Annotated in this window: 12 protein-coding genes and 1 tRNA gene; 5 read left to right on the plus strand and 8 right to left on the minus strand. The window is 60.7% G+C overall.

What is annotated here, in order from left to right:
• Positions 1-6: 6 nt before the first annotated feature.
• The 8 genes from GC127_RS17520 to fabI form a co-directional block, all read right to left on the minus strand.
• Positions 7-549 carry a pseudouridine synthase gene (locus GC127_RS17520; RefSeq protein ID WP_008282074.1) on the minus strand — a complete coding sequence of 181 codons (543 nt, stop codon included), beginning with the start codon at positions 547-549 and terminating at the stop codon, positions 7-9.
• A 38-nt stretch (positions 550-587) separates the two neighbouring features.
• On the minus strand, positions 588-1,205 hold the full coding sequence (locus GC127_RS17525) for a sulfurtransferase (RefSeq protein WP_151979133.1): 618 nt from the start codon (positions 1,203-1,205) through the stop codon (positions 588-590).
• Positions 1,206-1,298: 93 nt separating this feature from the next.
• A complete protein-coding gene (trpE, locus tag GC127_RS17530; RefSeq protein ID WP_151979134.1) occupies positions 1,299-2,810 on the minus strand; it encodes an anthranilate synthase component I in 1,512 nt (503 codons plus the stop codon).
• 12 nt (positions 2,811-2,822) lie between these two features.
• Positions 2,823-4,667 (minus strand): peptidyl-prolyl cis-trans isomerase, encoded by a 1,845-nt coding sequence (locus GC127_RS17535; protein WP_008282077.1) that lies wholly within the window; start codon positions 4,665-4,667, stop codon positions 2,823-2,825.
• A gap of 47 nt (positions 4,668-4,714) precedes the next feature.
• Positions 4,715-5,920, minus strand: coding sequence for an aminotransferase (locus GC127_RS17540; RefSeq protein WP_151979135.1), 1,206 nt, complete (start codon positions 5,918-5,920; stop codon positions 4,715-4,717).
• A gap of 1 nt (position 5,921) precedes the next feature.
• Entirely contained in the window at positions 5,922-6,419 is a 498-nt protein-coding gene (gene gpt / locus GC127_RS17545) for a xanthine phosphoribosyltransferase (RefSeq protein ID WP_081508372.1), read from the minus strand.
• Positions 6,420-6,423: 4 nt separating this feature from the next.
• Positions 6,424-7,029, minus strand: coding sequence for a LysE family translocator (locus tag GC127_RS17550; RefSeq protein ID WP_151979136.1), 606 nt, complete (start codon positions 7,027-7,029; stop codon positions 6,424-6,426).
• An 11-nt stretch (positions 7,030-7,040) separates the two neighbouring features.
• A complete protein-coding gene (gene fabI, locus GC127_RS17555) occupies positions 7,041-7,847 on the minus strand; it encodes an enoyl-ACP reductase FabI (protein ID WP_081508374.1) in 807 nt (268 codons plus the stop codon).
• A gap of 165 nt (positions 7,848-8,012) precedes the next feature.
• On the opposite strand from fabI, the gene pdxH reads away from it, so the two are divergent.
• From pdxH to GC127_RS17580, 5 genes are all read left to right on the plus strand, one after another.
• Positions 8,013-8,615, plus strand: a complete 603-nt coding sequence (gene pdxH, locus GC127_RS17560) for a pyridoxamine 5'-phosphate oxidase (protein WP_151979137.1) — start codon at positions 8,013-8,015, stop codon at positions 8,613-8,615.
• Positions 8,616-8,736: 121 nt separating this feature from the next.
• Complete coding sequence (locus GC127_RS17565) at positions 8,737-9,270, plus strand: cold-shock protein (RefSeq protein WP_081508376.1); 534 nt, start codon at positions 8,737-8,739, stop codon at positions 9,268-9,270.
• On the plus strand, positions 9,267-9,734 hold the full coding sequence (locus tag GC127_RS17570) for a DUF192 domain-containing protein (RefSeq protein WP_081508377.1): 468 nt from the start codon (positions 9,267-9,269) through the stop codon (positions 9,732-9,734). The genes GC127_RS17565 and GC127_RS17570 overlap by 4 nt, the downstream gene beginning before the upstream one ends.
• A 64-nt stretch (positions 9,735-9,798) precedes the next feature.
• A tRNA-Pro gene (locus GC127_RS17575) sits at positions 9,799-9,875 on the plus strand.
• A gap of 506 nt (positions 9,876-10,381) precedes the next feature.
• Positions 10,382-14,062 carry a vitamin B12-dependent ribonucleotide reductase gene (locus tag GC127_RS17580; protein ID WP_151979138.1) on the plus strand — a complete coding sequence of 1,227 codons (3,681 nt, stop codon included), beginning with the start codon at positions 10,382-10,384 and terminating at the stop codon, positions 14,060-14,062.
• Positions 14,063-14,642 lie beyond the last annotated feature (580 nt).

Raw genomic sequence — 14,642 nt, forward strand, 5'->3', positions numbered from 1 at the left:
GCGGCCTTAGCCCCGCCACTCTCCGGGGCCGAGGCCGTCGAGTGTCCAGTCCCCGATGCGCCACCGGATGAGGCGCAGGGTGGGGTGACCGATATGGGCGGTCATGCGGCGCACCTGCCGGTTGCGCCCTTCGGAGATCGTGAGTTTCAGCCAGCAATCGGGCACGGATTTGCGAAAGCGGACGGGCGGGGTGCGCGGCCAGAGGGTCGGAGGCTCTGTCCGCTCGACCCGCGCGGGCCGCGTCGGGCCGTCGCTCAGCGTGACACCGGCACGCAGGGCTGCGAGGGCTGTGTCATCCGGCAGGCCTTCGACCTGCGCGTAATATGTTTTTTCTGTTTTAAAACGGGGATTTGCGATGCGCGCTTGAAGTTGGCCATCATCGGTCAGCAACAAGAGGCCTTCGCTGTCGCGATCCAGCCGACCGGCGGGATAGACGCGGGGGATGTCGATGAAATCCGAGAGCGTGGCACGCGGGCTGCCCTCGCTGCCGCGATCGGTGAATTGCGACAGCACGTCATAGGGTTTGTTGAAGAGGATGAGGCGGGCCATGCCCCTGTCTTGCCCGAGGGCAAGGCCCGCCGCAAGTCTCAGTTATAGCCGGGGCGCAGGCCTTGGCGGATCTTGTAGGTCCAGGGCAGACCGGCGTTGCGCCAGCCGTTGACGGCGCGCGCGCCGGCCTCGTTGGTGTCGCCCTCGAACCCATCCACGACGTTGTAGAGCGTCACGTCAATGCCGCCGTCGACGAGTTTGCCTATGGCCTCGGCGCTGCGCGAGCCAGAGCGGCACATCACCAAAAGCGTATCCACACCTGCAGCGGCATCACTGGCAAGCCATGCCTTGACCTCGTCAACAAAGGCGGGGTTGTCCACCATCTTGTAAGCGCCTTTCTTGGCGTCGAAGGTCAGGGCAGGGTCCATCAGTTTTGACGGGATATTCGCAGCAGCGGCCGTGGCATAGCCAATCAGGGTCACCTCGGACGGGGTGCGCACATCGATGAGGGCGACGTTGGGATGATCGGCCAGCACGCGGGCAGCGTCGGCGGCAATCATATAGAGGCCGGGGGCGGTCTGTTTGTTCTTGCTGAGTGTGTCGACAGCCACGGGCTCTTGTAGGGTCAGGGCACCGCCAGCCGCGCTTGCGAGCGGCGCGAGTGCCAAGGCCAAGGCCACGAGGGCCGGAGCGGCGAATCGTGTGATGCGGTTCATTAGGCTTCCCTCCATTACATTCCTAAAGTGGAATATGATTGGAAAGACCTACGCCCGCCTGCACCCGTGCGCCTTGACCTGTGTCAAACGGGATTAGCCGTTGCTATCGCCACCAAAACGCGCGGCATCGGCAGCAGCGCGACGGATGGCGTTCGATTTATGGACGGTTTCCATATACTCCGCCTCTGGGTCGCTGTCATAGACAACGCCGCCGCCTGCCTGAATATAAAGGTTCTGATCCTTGACCACGGCGGTACGCAGGGCGATGCAGACATCCATATCGCCGCCCGAGCTGAAATAGCCGACACCGCCGCCATAGACGCCGCGTTTCTCGGGCTCCAACTCGTCGATGATCTCCATCGCGCGGACCTTGGGCGCGCCCGACACGGTGCCTGCGGGCAGACCGGCGAGAAGGGCGCTGAGCGCATCCTGATCCTCGGCCAACTCGCCCACCACATTCGAGACGATGTGCATCACGTGACTATAGCGCTCGATGATGAATTTTTCGGTCGGATGCACGGTGCCGATCTTGCAGACGCGACCGGCGTCGTTGCGCCCCAGATCCAGCAGCATGAGATGCTCGGCCAGTTCCTTTTTGTCGGCCAAAAGATCGGCCTCAAGGGCGCGATCCTCTTCGGGGGTGGCGCCACGGGGGCGTGTGCCTGCGATGGGGCGGATCGTCACCTCTTGGCCAAACACACGCACGAGGATTTCGGGGCTGGCCCCGATCACCTGAAAGCCACCAAAGTTGAAATAGAACATGAAAGGCGACGGATTGGTGCGCCGCAAGCTGCGGTAAAGGGAAAAGGGCGGTTGGCGAAAGGTCTGGGTCCAGCGCTGGCTGGGAACCACCTGAAAGATATCGCCTGCGCGGATGTAATCCTTGGCCTTTTCAACGGCTTGCTTATAGCCGTCGCGGGTGAAATTCGAGACCGGGGCGGCATCCTCATGGGCCTCACCCAAGCGGCGGATGGATTGGGGCAGGGCGCGTTCCAGATCGCGGACTGCATCCATCACCCGCTCGGCGGCCTGCGCATAGGCGGCGCGCGCCGATTGGCCGCTGCTGACCCATGCGGGGGCCACAACCATGACCTCGCCCTTGACGCCATCCAGAACGGCAATCACCGAAGGGCGCAGCATCACCGCATCCGGCAGGCCAAGCGGATCGGGGTTCACATTGGGCAGGTGTTCAACCAGCCGGATCATATCATAGCCCAGATAGCCAAAGAGACCGGCACTGGCAGCGGGCATGCCCTCGGGCAGGGCGATGCGGCTTTCGGCGATGAGGGCGCGCAGATTGGCCAGAGGATCGCCGTGCTGATCCTCGAAGGCGTCATGATCAAACCGCGCCTGACGGTTGATGCGGCTGGTGGTGCCGTGACAGTGCCAGATGACATCGGGTTTCATGCCGATGATGGAATAGCGCCCGCGCAATTCGCCGCCCGTCACCGATTCGAGCAGGAAGGCATCGCGCGCGGCCCCGGTCAGCTTGAGCATGAGCGAGACGGGCGTGTCGAGATCGGCCGCAAGCCGCGCATGCACCACCTGATTTTCGCCCGCTTCATAGGCGCGCGCAAATTCCTCAAAGGACGGGGTCAGTTCCAATTTTGGCGGTCCTCAGTTGAAATTGGCGTGCACGGCATTGAGGGCCGCCTGATCAAGTTCGACGCCCGCGCGGCTGCGGATGTCATTGGCCAGCACTTGAAACAGATCCTGTCCCAGATCGGCGGCGGCCTGATCTTGCAGGGCGGCGCGCAGGCGGGCGAGATCCTCGTCCTCTTCTGCGGGCAGGGGCGGCGCGATGCTGTCAAGCCGCAGAACAAAGAGGCGACCATTGCCCTCGATCACGCGCACCTCGCCTTGGACCATGTCAAACACCGTGTCGATGAATTCTGCGGGGGCCTCGGGGCGGTAATCGCGGCGGGTCATGTCGGTCACTTCCGTTGCCGTTAGTCCCAGATCGGCAAAACTGGCACCGGCGCGCAGTTCTGCGAGCTGTGGTTCGAGCTGCGCGCGCAGGGCTGTCACCGTCGCCTCAGCGCGCCAGCCACGCAGGACGGCGTCGCGCACATCCTCAAGCGGTTGGATGCGGGGCTCTACGATCCCGTCGAGACGGAGGGCAAAGATGCCGCCATCCGCCAGTTGTTCAACCTCGGGATAGTCGCCCGTTGCCACGGCCTGCGCTGCGGCGCGAAAGCTGTCATAGCCTGCCATGCCTTCGGTCAGGCCGGGGTGCCAGTCGATGCTGCCAAGTTCGAGATCGGTTTCCTTGGCCACATCTTCGAGCGTGGCGCCTCCAGCAAGGAGATCATCGACCGTGTCGATTTTGGCCTCGATGACGCGGCGCGCGCGGTCGGCGGCCAGTTCCTCGCGCAGGCGCGGTTCCGCCTCTTCAAAGGTTGTGATCTGCGCCGCGAGAACGGCGTTGACGCGAAAGAGGGCCGGGCCAAGATTTGTGTCGATCGGTCCGACCACCTCGCCCGCCTGAGCGGAGAAGACGGGATCCGCGGCAGCGCCCAGATCCTCGCGGCTGACATCGCCCATGTCGATATCGGCCATATCCAGCCCGCGCTCAGAGACCAGCATTTCAAGCGCGATCCCGTCGTCTATCCGGGTACGCGCGCGGGTCGCAGCCGCGGAATCGGCAAAGACCAGACGTTCGACCAACCGCCGCTCGGGCATGTTGAATTCGGTCTCGCGTTCGGCATAGGCCTCGCGCAGGGCGGCTTCGTCGACCTCGACACTATCAAGGATCATCGCGGGCGTGACCCATGCAAAGGTGATGGTTTTGGTTTCGGGTGTCGTGAAATCGGGCAGATGGCCTTGATGATAGGTCTTGAGGTCGTCCTCGGACGGGACGGGCAGGCCAGATTGCAGCGCGGCGCGGTCAAGCACGGCAAAGGCCAAGCTGCGCCGCTCGGCCAGATAGGTCATCATCGTGTCCATATAGGTGCTTGGCGTTTGCAGACCGGCGAGGGCTGCGGCCTGCACCAGCGTGCTCGCGGTTTCGGCGCGGATGTTCTCTTCGAACTGGCTTTCATTCAGGCCGGCCTGATCGAGGGCAAAACGATACGCCTCGCGATCAAAGCTGCCATCGAGCCCCTGAAAGGAGGGAATGTCGAGGATTTGCTCGCGCAGGTTCTCATCGCCGATGGACAGGCCAAGGCGGTCTGCCTCATGCTCTAGGGCTGCGCGGGCCACCAGACGGCCCAGCACGTCGGTATCAACCCCGGCGGCGCGCGCCTCGGCAAAGCTCATGGCGCTGCCGCGCTCAGCCTCAAGCGCGCGGATTTCGTTTTGCAGGGCGCGGGCGTAGGTGGTCACGTCAATTTCGGCGGTGCCAACATGGCCGATGCTGCGGACATTGCCAGAAAGGTTGGTTGCGCCAAATCCGGCAAGGCCCACAATCAGAAGGCCCATCAGAACCCACATCGCGCCTTTGGATATGCTGTTGCCTGCCATGGTGGCCCCCTGTCCGTTTGTGGCTTGTGCCCTGCTTGGGCGACTGTCTACGCGCTGTGGCCGGTCTGGACAAGAGGCCAGCGGAGGGCAGCCAGCCGGTCAAAGAGCGTGTCGATCCCGGCACGATCAAGATTGGCGAAGGCCACACGCAACTCACGCGTGCCCTGCGGGTCATCAGACGGGCGGAACATGGTGCCGGGCAGCAAGAGAACGCCCGCCTCGGGCACGAGCGCCTGCGCCAAGTGATGCGAGTCCATCGCGAAAGGATGCGCCATATAGGCGAAATACGCACCGCATCCCAAAAGCCGCCAGCCTTGGCCGGTGAGTTTCGGCATGTTGTCATGGATCGCTGCACGCCGGTCGAGGATTTCGGCGCGCTCGCCTGCCAGCCATTGCCCCAAATTGCGCATGCCCCAAAGCGCCGCGATCTGACCCAGTTGGTTGGGGCAGATCGTGACGGTGTCGAGGAATTTCTCGACTTCGGCCAGACGGGTCGGAGAGGCGACCATTGCGCCCACGCGGTGGCCGGTCAGGCGGTACGCCTTGGAAAAGGAATAGAGTTGGATGAGCGTATCGGCCCAGTCGGGATCGTGAAAGAGGTCGTGCCCCGCGCCGGGGCGGGCATCGAAATCGCGGTAGGTTTCATCGACGATAAGGGCAAGACCGCGCTCTTTGGCCAAAGTGTAGAACGCATGTGTGAGGTCGGCGGGATATTCCACGCCGCCCGGATTGTTGGGGGTAACGAGCACGATGGCGCGGGTGCGGGGCGTGATGAGCGCCGCCGCGTGATCCGGATCGGGCAAGAGTTCCGCGCCCGCAGCCAGCGGGACAGCGCGCACGCCCGCCATATCGAGCCACATTTTATGATTGAAATACCAAGGGGTTGGAAGGATAACCTCATCCCCTTCTGCGCAAAGGGTCGTGATCGCCGCGCAAAAGGCCTGATTGCAGCCAGAGGTGATGGCGACCTCGGCGGGTGCGATGCTGCCGCCATAGGTGGCGGACCACTGCGCCGCCACTTCGGCACGCAGGTCAGGTAGGCCCAGCACGGGGCCATAAAGATGCGCCTGCGGCTCATTCAGTGCCGCTTCGGCCACCGCGCGGCGCAGTGCCTCGGGGGGCGGGGCCACGGGGGCGGCTTGGCTTACATTGATGAGCGGGCGATGGGGCGGGAATGTCACCCCGTCCAGCCAGCGCCGCGCCTCCATGACAGGGGGCGAAAAGGTGCAGGCGGTGCGGGGCGGATTGATCATGTCAGGCGCCCCGGTAGGGTTCGACATATTGCAGGGCCATATCCCACGGAAAGAAAATCCACGTATCCTGGCTGACCTCGGTCACGAAGGTGTTGACCTGCGCGCGGCCCATCGGCTTGGCGTAGACGGTGGCAACATGGGCGCGCGGCATATGCTGGCGCACCACCTCAAGCGTGCGGCCGGTATCCACAAGGTCATCGACGATGAGCACGCCCGCGCCGTCGCCGATGATCGACATGTCGGGCGATTTGATCACGACAGGGGCGGTCTGGGCCTGATGGTTGTAGGATTTGACGCTGATCGTATCGACGGTGCGAATGTCCAATTCGCGTGCGACGATCATCGCGGGGGCCATGCCGCCCCGCGTGATGGCCACCACTGCGCGCCACCCACCTTCGGGGGCCTCGCTCTGGAGCCGCCATGCAAGCGCGCGGGCATCGCGGTGCAACTGGTCCCAGCTTACGTGAAAGCCTTTTTCATGGGGGAGGCGGTCCATCATGGTGTTACCTGCTCAAGAGAAGTTTCAGCCCGAGCGCGCCCAGCAATAGGGCCGCCGCGCGGTCGATGATCGGTTTCGCGCCCAGATAGGCGCGACGCGCCGCAGCGCCGCTGAGAAGCGTGGCAAAGCCTGCGTAAAATAGCCATTCGACCAGCATGTGATTAACAGTGATGAGGGCAATTTCCGAGGCTGTAAGGCCCTTGGGAAAGATCACCACAAGCACAGAGGCCGCGAACAGCACCGATTTGGGATTGCCGAGATTGATCAGCACCCCGTCAAGAAAGGCCCGCCCGCGCGGTTTGCGTGGGCCCTCATTCACGGGCTGGCGCGCGGCACGCCACGTGGTCCACGCGATATAGAGCAGATAGGCCGCGCCCGCGATTTTGAGGATGATATAGGCCCAAGGGAAGAGAGTAAAAAGCGCCTCTAGCCCCAAGAGCGCCGCCAGTGTCCAGAGTGCCGCGACAAGGCCCAGGCCCAGGCCCGCCGCAATACCCGCCGCGCGCCCATCGGCAAGGGCGGTGCGCAGGGCAAAGAGCAGGGCGGGACCGGGGCTGAGAATGGCGGCGGCCAGAACCGCGTTGAAAGCCAAAAGATCGAGCGCGGTCATGTACGAACCTCTCAGGTGGCGTCGATGTCGGGGGCGTCTACGGCCTTCATGCCAACAATGTGATAGCCCGCATCGACATGCAGCGTCTCGCCGGTCACGCCAGAGCCCAGATCGCTGAGCAGGTAAAGCGCGGAGCGGCCGACGTCGTCGATGGTCACGTTGCGGCGCAGCGGTGAGTTCAATTCGTTCCATTTCAGGATATAGCGGAAATCGCCGATGCCCGAGGCGGCCAGCGTCTTGATCGGCCCCGCGCTGATGGCGTTGACGCGAATGCCGTCTTTGCCCAAATCCTCGGCCATATATTTGACAGAGGCCTCAAGCGCCGCTTTGGCGACACCCATCACGTTGTAATGCGGCATGACCTGTTCGGCGCCATAATAGGTGAGGGTAAGGGCCGATCCGCCCTCGCCCATCATCTTTTCGGCGCGTTGCATTACGGCGGTGAAGGAATAGACCGAGATATCCATCGTCATCAGGAAATTGTCGCGGCTCGTATCAACATAGCGCCCGCGCAATTCGTTCTTGTCGGAAAAGCCGATGGCGTGAACAACAAAGTCGAGGCTGTCCCAATGGGTGCCCAGATCGACAAAGAGCTGATCGACAGAGGCCATATTGCCGACATCGCAGGGCAATACGATGGTCGAACCCAGCTCAGCCGCCAGCGGATCAACCCGCTTTTTCAGAGCATCGCCCTGATAGCTGAACGCCAGTTCCGCCCCCGCATTGGCGCAGGCGCGGGCAATGCCCCAGGCGATTGATTTGTCATTGGCGAGCCCCATGATGAGCCCGCGTTTTCCCGCCATCAGATTGTTCGACATTCCCAGCCCCCGACCATCAGATTTTTCTGACCTTTAGGCGATTGGGGGGATTGCATCAAGGGCTGGTCATTTTTGCTGGCGCGGTGTCAAATGCCGTTGGGAACACTAGTTTGACACATATGGAAACATATGCGCGAGAATTCGCAGACAGGAATAAGAGATCTCATGGAACGCGACGGACACTTTGCAGGCGACGACCCCTTTGAGATTGCCAGAGGCTGGTTGGCCGAGGCAGAGAAATCAGAACCGAACGACCCCAATGCTGTGGCGCTGTCCACGGTGGATGCCGACGGGTTGCCGAATGTGCGGATGGTGTTGCTCAAGGAAATCTCCGACGACGGATTTGTGTTTTACACCAATTACAACAGCGCCAAGGGGCGGGAGCTCGCGGCCAACCCCAAGGCGGCGATGGTGCTGCATTGGAAATCCTTGCGCCGTCAGGTCCGCATTCGTGGTATGGTGAGTCGCGAGGAGGGTGAGGGTGCGGATGCGTATTATGCGTCGCGCTCGCTCAAGAGCCGGCTTGGTGCTTGGGCGTCGGAACAATCGCAGCCGCTCGACAGCCGGACGACCTTGATGGCGAAAGTCGCGAAGATCACCGCGCAGAAAGGACCGAATCCGCCGCGACCGCCGTTTTGGGGCGGTTTCAAGATCACGCCGGTCGAAATCGAATTCTGGGCGGATGGGGCGTTTCGCCTGCATGATCGGTTTGTCTGGCGGCGCTCGGACATAGGGGAAAGCTGGAAAATTCAACGACTGAACCCATGAATTTCACGTTGCGTGAAATGCAATGCATTGAAGTTATTGATTATTAACCACTTGCAAGCGGGGGTGAATATAACGCAAGTGTAATGCAGTCTTGGGGATGAAGGCTGTTAGGTAGGAAAAAGTGACGACACAGGATGATGATATTCGCAGAATAAAGGGGCGTGTTAAGTGGTTTGACCCTGTTAAAGGGTTTGGGTTTGTAATTGCCGATGAAGGCGGCCCGGATATTTTGCTTCATGCCAATGTTCTTAGGAACTTTGGGCAAAGTTCGGTTGCGGATCGCGCCGGGGTGGAATTGGATGTTCAGCAGACCGAGCGCGGTCGGCAAGCAGTGGCGGTGCATACGATTTCACCGCCCGATGATCTTGAACACACAGGGCTTGCTGATCTCGATGAGATTGATCCCGAGATCATTCGAAATGCTCCGTTGCAGCCCGCGCGCGTGAAATGGTTCGACAAAGGCAAAGGATTTGGCTTTGCCAATACCTTTGGTCGCGACGAAGATGTTTTCGTGCATATCGAGGTTTTGCGCCGCTCTGGTCTTGCGGATGTTCAGCCCGGTGAGGCGCTGGCAATCCGTGTGATTGATGGTAAAAGGGGGCGGATGGCAACCGAGGTATGTGGATGGGAAACGGCGGTAAAATTGTCCGAATGATAGCGGCGGTTGTGCTTGCCGGTTTGGCGAGCACAGCAGCGGCTGAAACCTGCCGTGAGGATGTGGTGATGTTGCGCAGTGATGCCGGCAGCGCCCGCTTCAGTGTGGAGGTCGCCGATGACAAGGCGGAGCGTGCCCAAGGCCTGATGAACCGCGAGAGTATGGCGATGAGCGCGGGCATGCTCTTTGTCTATCCCGAGCCGCAAGCGGTCGGATTTTGGATGAAAAACACCTTGATTCCGCTCGACATGATTTTCATGGACGAGACTGGCACCGTGAAAAAAGTGCATCACGAAGCACAGCCCTTGGACGAGTCGCCGATTTTTGGGGGCCAAGACATCCTGGCAGTGTTGGAAATCAACGGTGGTCTGGCGCGAAAAATCGGTATTTCCGAGGGCTGGACCATGCGGCACGCCGCGATTGATCAGAGCAAGGCCGCTTGGCCCTGCTCTGAAAGCCAATAAAGCAGCGCGAGGCCTGTTTTTGGCTTTTCAAGCCCAGTAATCCTCAGTATGCAGGCGCACGGTCCGGGGCGTAGCGCAGTTTGGTAGCGCACCTGTTTTGGGAACAGGGGGTCGTAGGTTCGAATCCTATCGCCCCGACCATTTTACCCACAAGTGCACAACTAAGACCCTCTGGGGTCTGTGCCTTTGGGTGTGCGCGCGCCGCATTTTTCGACAAACGCCCGGCGCGCCAAACTTCAACCTCTTTTGCAGCTATGCCCGGCAAATGTGCCGGAAATAACGGCTTCTTTGCGGGGCCGCCTGTGGATGAATCATGTCCGCGTCCGGGGGGGCGTGACCTGAGACATAGTCAAACGATTTTTCTGCCAAAATCCGAAAAGTTTTCGTTGACCGCCTATGGCAATATACGTCAGTTTGTGTGGACGGGCAGCAAGGCCACAACATATAGTGGCTCGCCCCGGCAGGGACATGACACCAACACTCAGGACGACGAGATAGCGACCACTCCGCACGGCATGGCCAGAGGGCGTTTCAGGGCGCCAAACCGCCACCGTTCAAGGTTGAAACGACCGACTCACATCAGGCGAGACGCCTGAAAATCACACGGGGCCAAAGGCCTGAAAAACGATTGCGATGGGGCAGAAGACATGAAGATCGAAAGAAAATTCACCACCGCCGGACAAGACGCCTATGCAGCGCTTGAGTTCGTGACCACGAGTTCCGAAATCCGCAATCCGGATGGCACAACGGTGTTCCGGCTGGATGACATCGAGGTGCCCCGCGGCTGGAGCCAAGTTGCAAGCGACGTGATCGCGCAAAAATATTTCCGCAAGGCGGGCATTCCGAACCGCATCGAAAAGGTCAAGGAAGAGGGTGTGCCCGAGTTCCTGTGGCGGTCCGTTCCGGCAGCGGACAATGATGGTTTTGGCGGCGAAACCAGCGCCAAGCAGGTATTTGACCGGCTTGCGGGTGCCTGGTGCTATTGGGGCTGGAAGGGTGGCTATTTCACCAAAGAGGCCGATGCCCGCGCCTATTTCGACGAGATGCGCTATATGCTGGCGCGCCAGATGGCTGCGCCCAACAGCCCGCAGTGGTTCAACACCGGCCTGCATTGGGCCTATGGTATCGACGGTCCGAGCCAAGGGCACTACTACGTTGATTTCCAAACCGGCGAGCTGACCAAATCCACCTCGGCCTATGAGCATCCGCAGCCGCATGCCTGCTTTATCCAGTCGGTCAAAGACGATCTGGTGGGCGATGGCGGCATCATGGACCTCTGGGTGCGTGAAGCGCGGCTGTTCAAATACGGCTCTGGCACCGGCACTAATTTCAGCAGCCTGCGCGCCGAGGGCGAAAAGCTGTCGGGTGGTGGCAAGTCGTCTGGCCTTATGGGGTTCTTGAAAATCGGTGACCGCGCGGCGGGGGCGATCAAATCGGGCGGCACCACGCGGCGCGCGGCCAAGATGGTGATCTGTGATGCCGACCATCCCGATATTCAGGAATTCATCAACTGGAAGGTCAAGGAAGAGCAGAAGGTTGCCAGCATCGTGGCCGGGTCCAAGATGCACGAGCAGAAGCTCAACCAGATTTTCGCCGCGATCCGCGCTTGGGATGGCAGCTCTGAGGATGCGGTTGATCCCAAGAAGAACGAGCAGCTGAAAGCGGCCATTCGTGGCGCCAAGCAGGTGCAAATCCCCGAGACCTATGTCAAGCGGGTGCTGGATTACGCACGGCAAGGCTATGAGAGCATCGAATTCCCGACCTATGACACAGATTGGGATTCAGAGGCCTATGCCAGCGTGTCGGGCCAGAATTCCAACAATTCGATCCGCGTCACCGATGCGTTTCTGAAGGCGGTCAAGGATGATGCCGATTGGGCGCTGATCAACCGCACCGATGGGTCCGTTGCCAAGACGATCAAGGCGCGCGATCTGTGGGAAGATGTGGGCCACGCGGCCTGGGCCTGCGCTGATCCGGGTATTCAGTATCACGACACCGTCAACGCCTGGCACACCTGCCCGGAGGATGGCGAAATCCGGGGCTCCAACCCCTGTTCGGAATACATGTTCCTCGACGATACCGCCTGTAACCTGGCGTCGATGAACCTGTTGAAGTTCTTTGGGGACGGCAAGTTTGATGCCGATGCCTATATGCACGCCACGCGCCTGTGGACCGTGACGCTGGAAATCTCGGTGACGATGGCGCAGTTCCCGTCCAAGGAAATCGCACAACTCAGCTATGAGTTCCGCACGCTGGGTCTGGGCTATGCCAACATCGGCGGTTTGCTGATGAACATGGGCTTTGGCTATGACAGCGACGAGGGCCGCGCGCTGTGTGGGGCGCTGACCGCGATCATGACCGGCGTGGCCTATGCCACAAGTGCCGAGATGGCCGGAGAGTTGGGGGCCTTTGCGGGCTACAAGCGCAACAGCAAGCATATGCTGCGCGTGATCCGCAACCACCGCAACGCCGCCTATGGCGCGACCGAGGGGTATGAAGGGCTGGCGGTGAAACCCGTGCCGCTCGATCACAAGAATTGCCCGGATGCGCGGCTCGTTGATCTGGCGATGGCATCTTGGGACGAGGCGCTGAAGCTGGGCGAAAAGCACGGCTACCGCAATGCGCAGACTTCGGTCATCGCGCCGACGGGCACCATCGGTCTTGTGATGGATTGCGATACCACCGGGATCGAGCCTGATTTCGCGCTGGTCAAGTTCAAGAAACTGGCGGGCGGTGGCTATTTCAAGATCATCAACCAGTCGGTGCCTGCCGCCTTGGAAAAGCTGGGCTATGGTCCGGCGCAGATCGAGGAAATCGTAAGCTATGCGGTGGGCCATGGCACTATCGGCAATGCGCCGGGGATCAACCACACGTCGTTGATTGGCCACGGCTTTGGTCCCAATGAATTGGCCAAGGTGGATGCCGCGCTCGGCTCTGCCTTTGACATCCGGTTCGTGTTCAACCAGTGGACGCTGGGCGCGGAGTTCTGCACCAATGTTCTGGGCATCCCGACGGAAAAGCTGAACGATCCGACGTTCGATATTCTGGCGCATCTGGGTTATTCCAAGCGCGATGTCGAATTGGCCAACGACCATGTGTGCGGCACGATGACATTGGAGGGCGCGCCCTATCTCAACGCGGATCATTACCACGTCTTTGACTGCGCCAACCCCTGCGGCAAGAAGGGCAAGCGCTATCTTGGCGTCGAGAGCCATATCACCATGATGGCGGCGGCGCAGTCGTTTATCTCGGGGGCGATTTCCAAGACCATCAACATGGCCAATGACGCCACGATCGAGGATTGTCAGAAAGCCTATGAGCTGTCGTGGTCCTTGGGTGTCAAGGCGAATGCGCTTTATCGCGATGGATCGAAGCTGAGCCAGCCGCTTGCGGCAAGTTTGGTTGAGGATGATGACGAGGCCGCCGAAATCCTCGAATCCGGCACGCCGCAGCAAAAGGCGCAGGTGCTGGCCGAGAAGATCGTCGAAAAGGTGATCATCAAGGAAATCCAGAAATCGCACCGCGAGAAGCTGCCGGAGCGCCGTAAGGGCTATACGCAAAAGGCCATTGTCGGCGGTCACAAGGTTTACTTGCGCACCGGCGAATATGAAGATGGCAAGCTGGGTGAAATCTTTATCGACATGCACAAAGAAGGTGCAGGGTTCCGGGCGATGATGAACAACTTTGCCATCGCCGTGTCGGTTGGTCTGCAATACGGTGTGCCGCTGGAGGAATTCGTCGATGCCTTCACCTTCACCAAGTTCGAGCCAGCAGGCATGGTGCAGGGCAATGACAGCATCAAGAACGCCACCTCGATCCTTGACTATATCTTCCGCGAATTGGCGGTAAGCTATCTGGATCGCACCGATCTGGCGCATGTCAAACCCTCGGGCGCGTCGTTTGACGATCTGGGGCGCGGCGAGGAAGAAGGCGTGCGCAATGTCTCGGAGATGAGCGAGGCCGCGGCCAGCCGTTCGCTGGAAGTGCTCAAGCAGATCAGTTCAACGGGCTATCTGCGCAAGCGTCTGCCGCAAGAGTTGGTGGTGTTTCAGGGCGGTCAGACCCTCGCCCGCGCCGCAGGCGATGGCATGGACCCGATGACCATGCTGGCCACGCTGGTCCCCGAGACGGCAACAGCCACCGTGTCGGCGGCGATGACCACGACAACGGCGGTCGCCTCTGGCTCGGTCAGCATGGATGCCCGCACCAAGGCGCGGCTTCAAGGCTACGAAGGCGAGGCCTGCGGCGATTGCGGCAACTACACGCTGGTGCGCAACGGGACCTGCATGAAGTGCAACACCTGTGGTGCGACAAGCGGGTGTAGCTGAGGAGATTGAGGGTTGGAGCGCGGAGCTGCAACTCCGCGCCCCGGCTTATCCCCCGCTTAAACAGTGCGGGCGAGGGATTAACCAAGTCGGTCTAACCAGGCCGATGCGTGAGGTGAAACACGTATGAGTTCGGTGATCAATGACGCGCTGCTAACCCACAGGAAATACATGGGTTATCCCCAAGCGTCCTGTGGAAAAGAGGAGTTTTGAGCGTGGCTCGAAGCAAAAACTCTGAGGTGACGAGCGCAAAAGTGGCTTCTGCAGCCGCTAAAGTGCTTCGCGATCCGAAGTCCTCGCCTGCTGCCAAATCAGCAGCGGCGTCGGCGCTAACTCAGCGGCCGAACAAACCGAAGTAAATTGTTGGGGCGGATCCGTTCGCCCCAACTCGAAGTTCAGGGGCGGGTGCGCTCGCCCCGGACGCGGATCGGAAGCAGGCAACAACCATAGTCGGGCAGTGAATGACACCCGATCCGCGAGACTCGAGGGGGCCTAGTGCCCCCTCTTTTTCTGTCTAGCGTGTGTCGCGCCCGATCAAAAACCGTCCCGGGCTTGACCCGGGACCTCTCCGACGCAGAGCAGA

The organism is Roseovarius sp. EC-HK134 (assembly GCF_902498815.1).
Classification (GTDB): domain Bacteria; phylum Pseudomonadota; class Alphaproteobacteria; order Rhodobacterales; family Rhodobacteraceae; genus Roseovarius; species Roseovarius mucosus_A.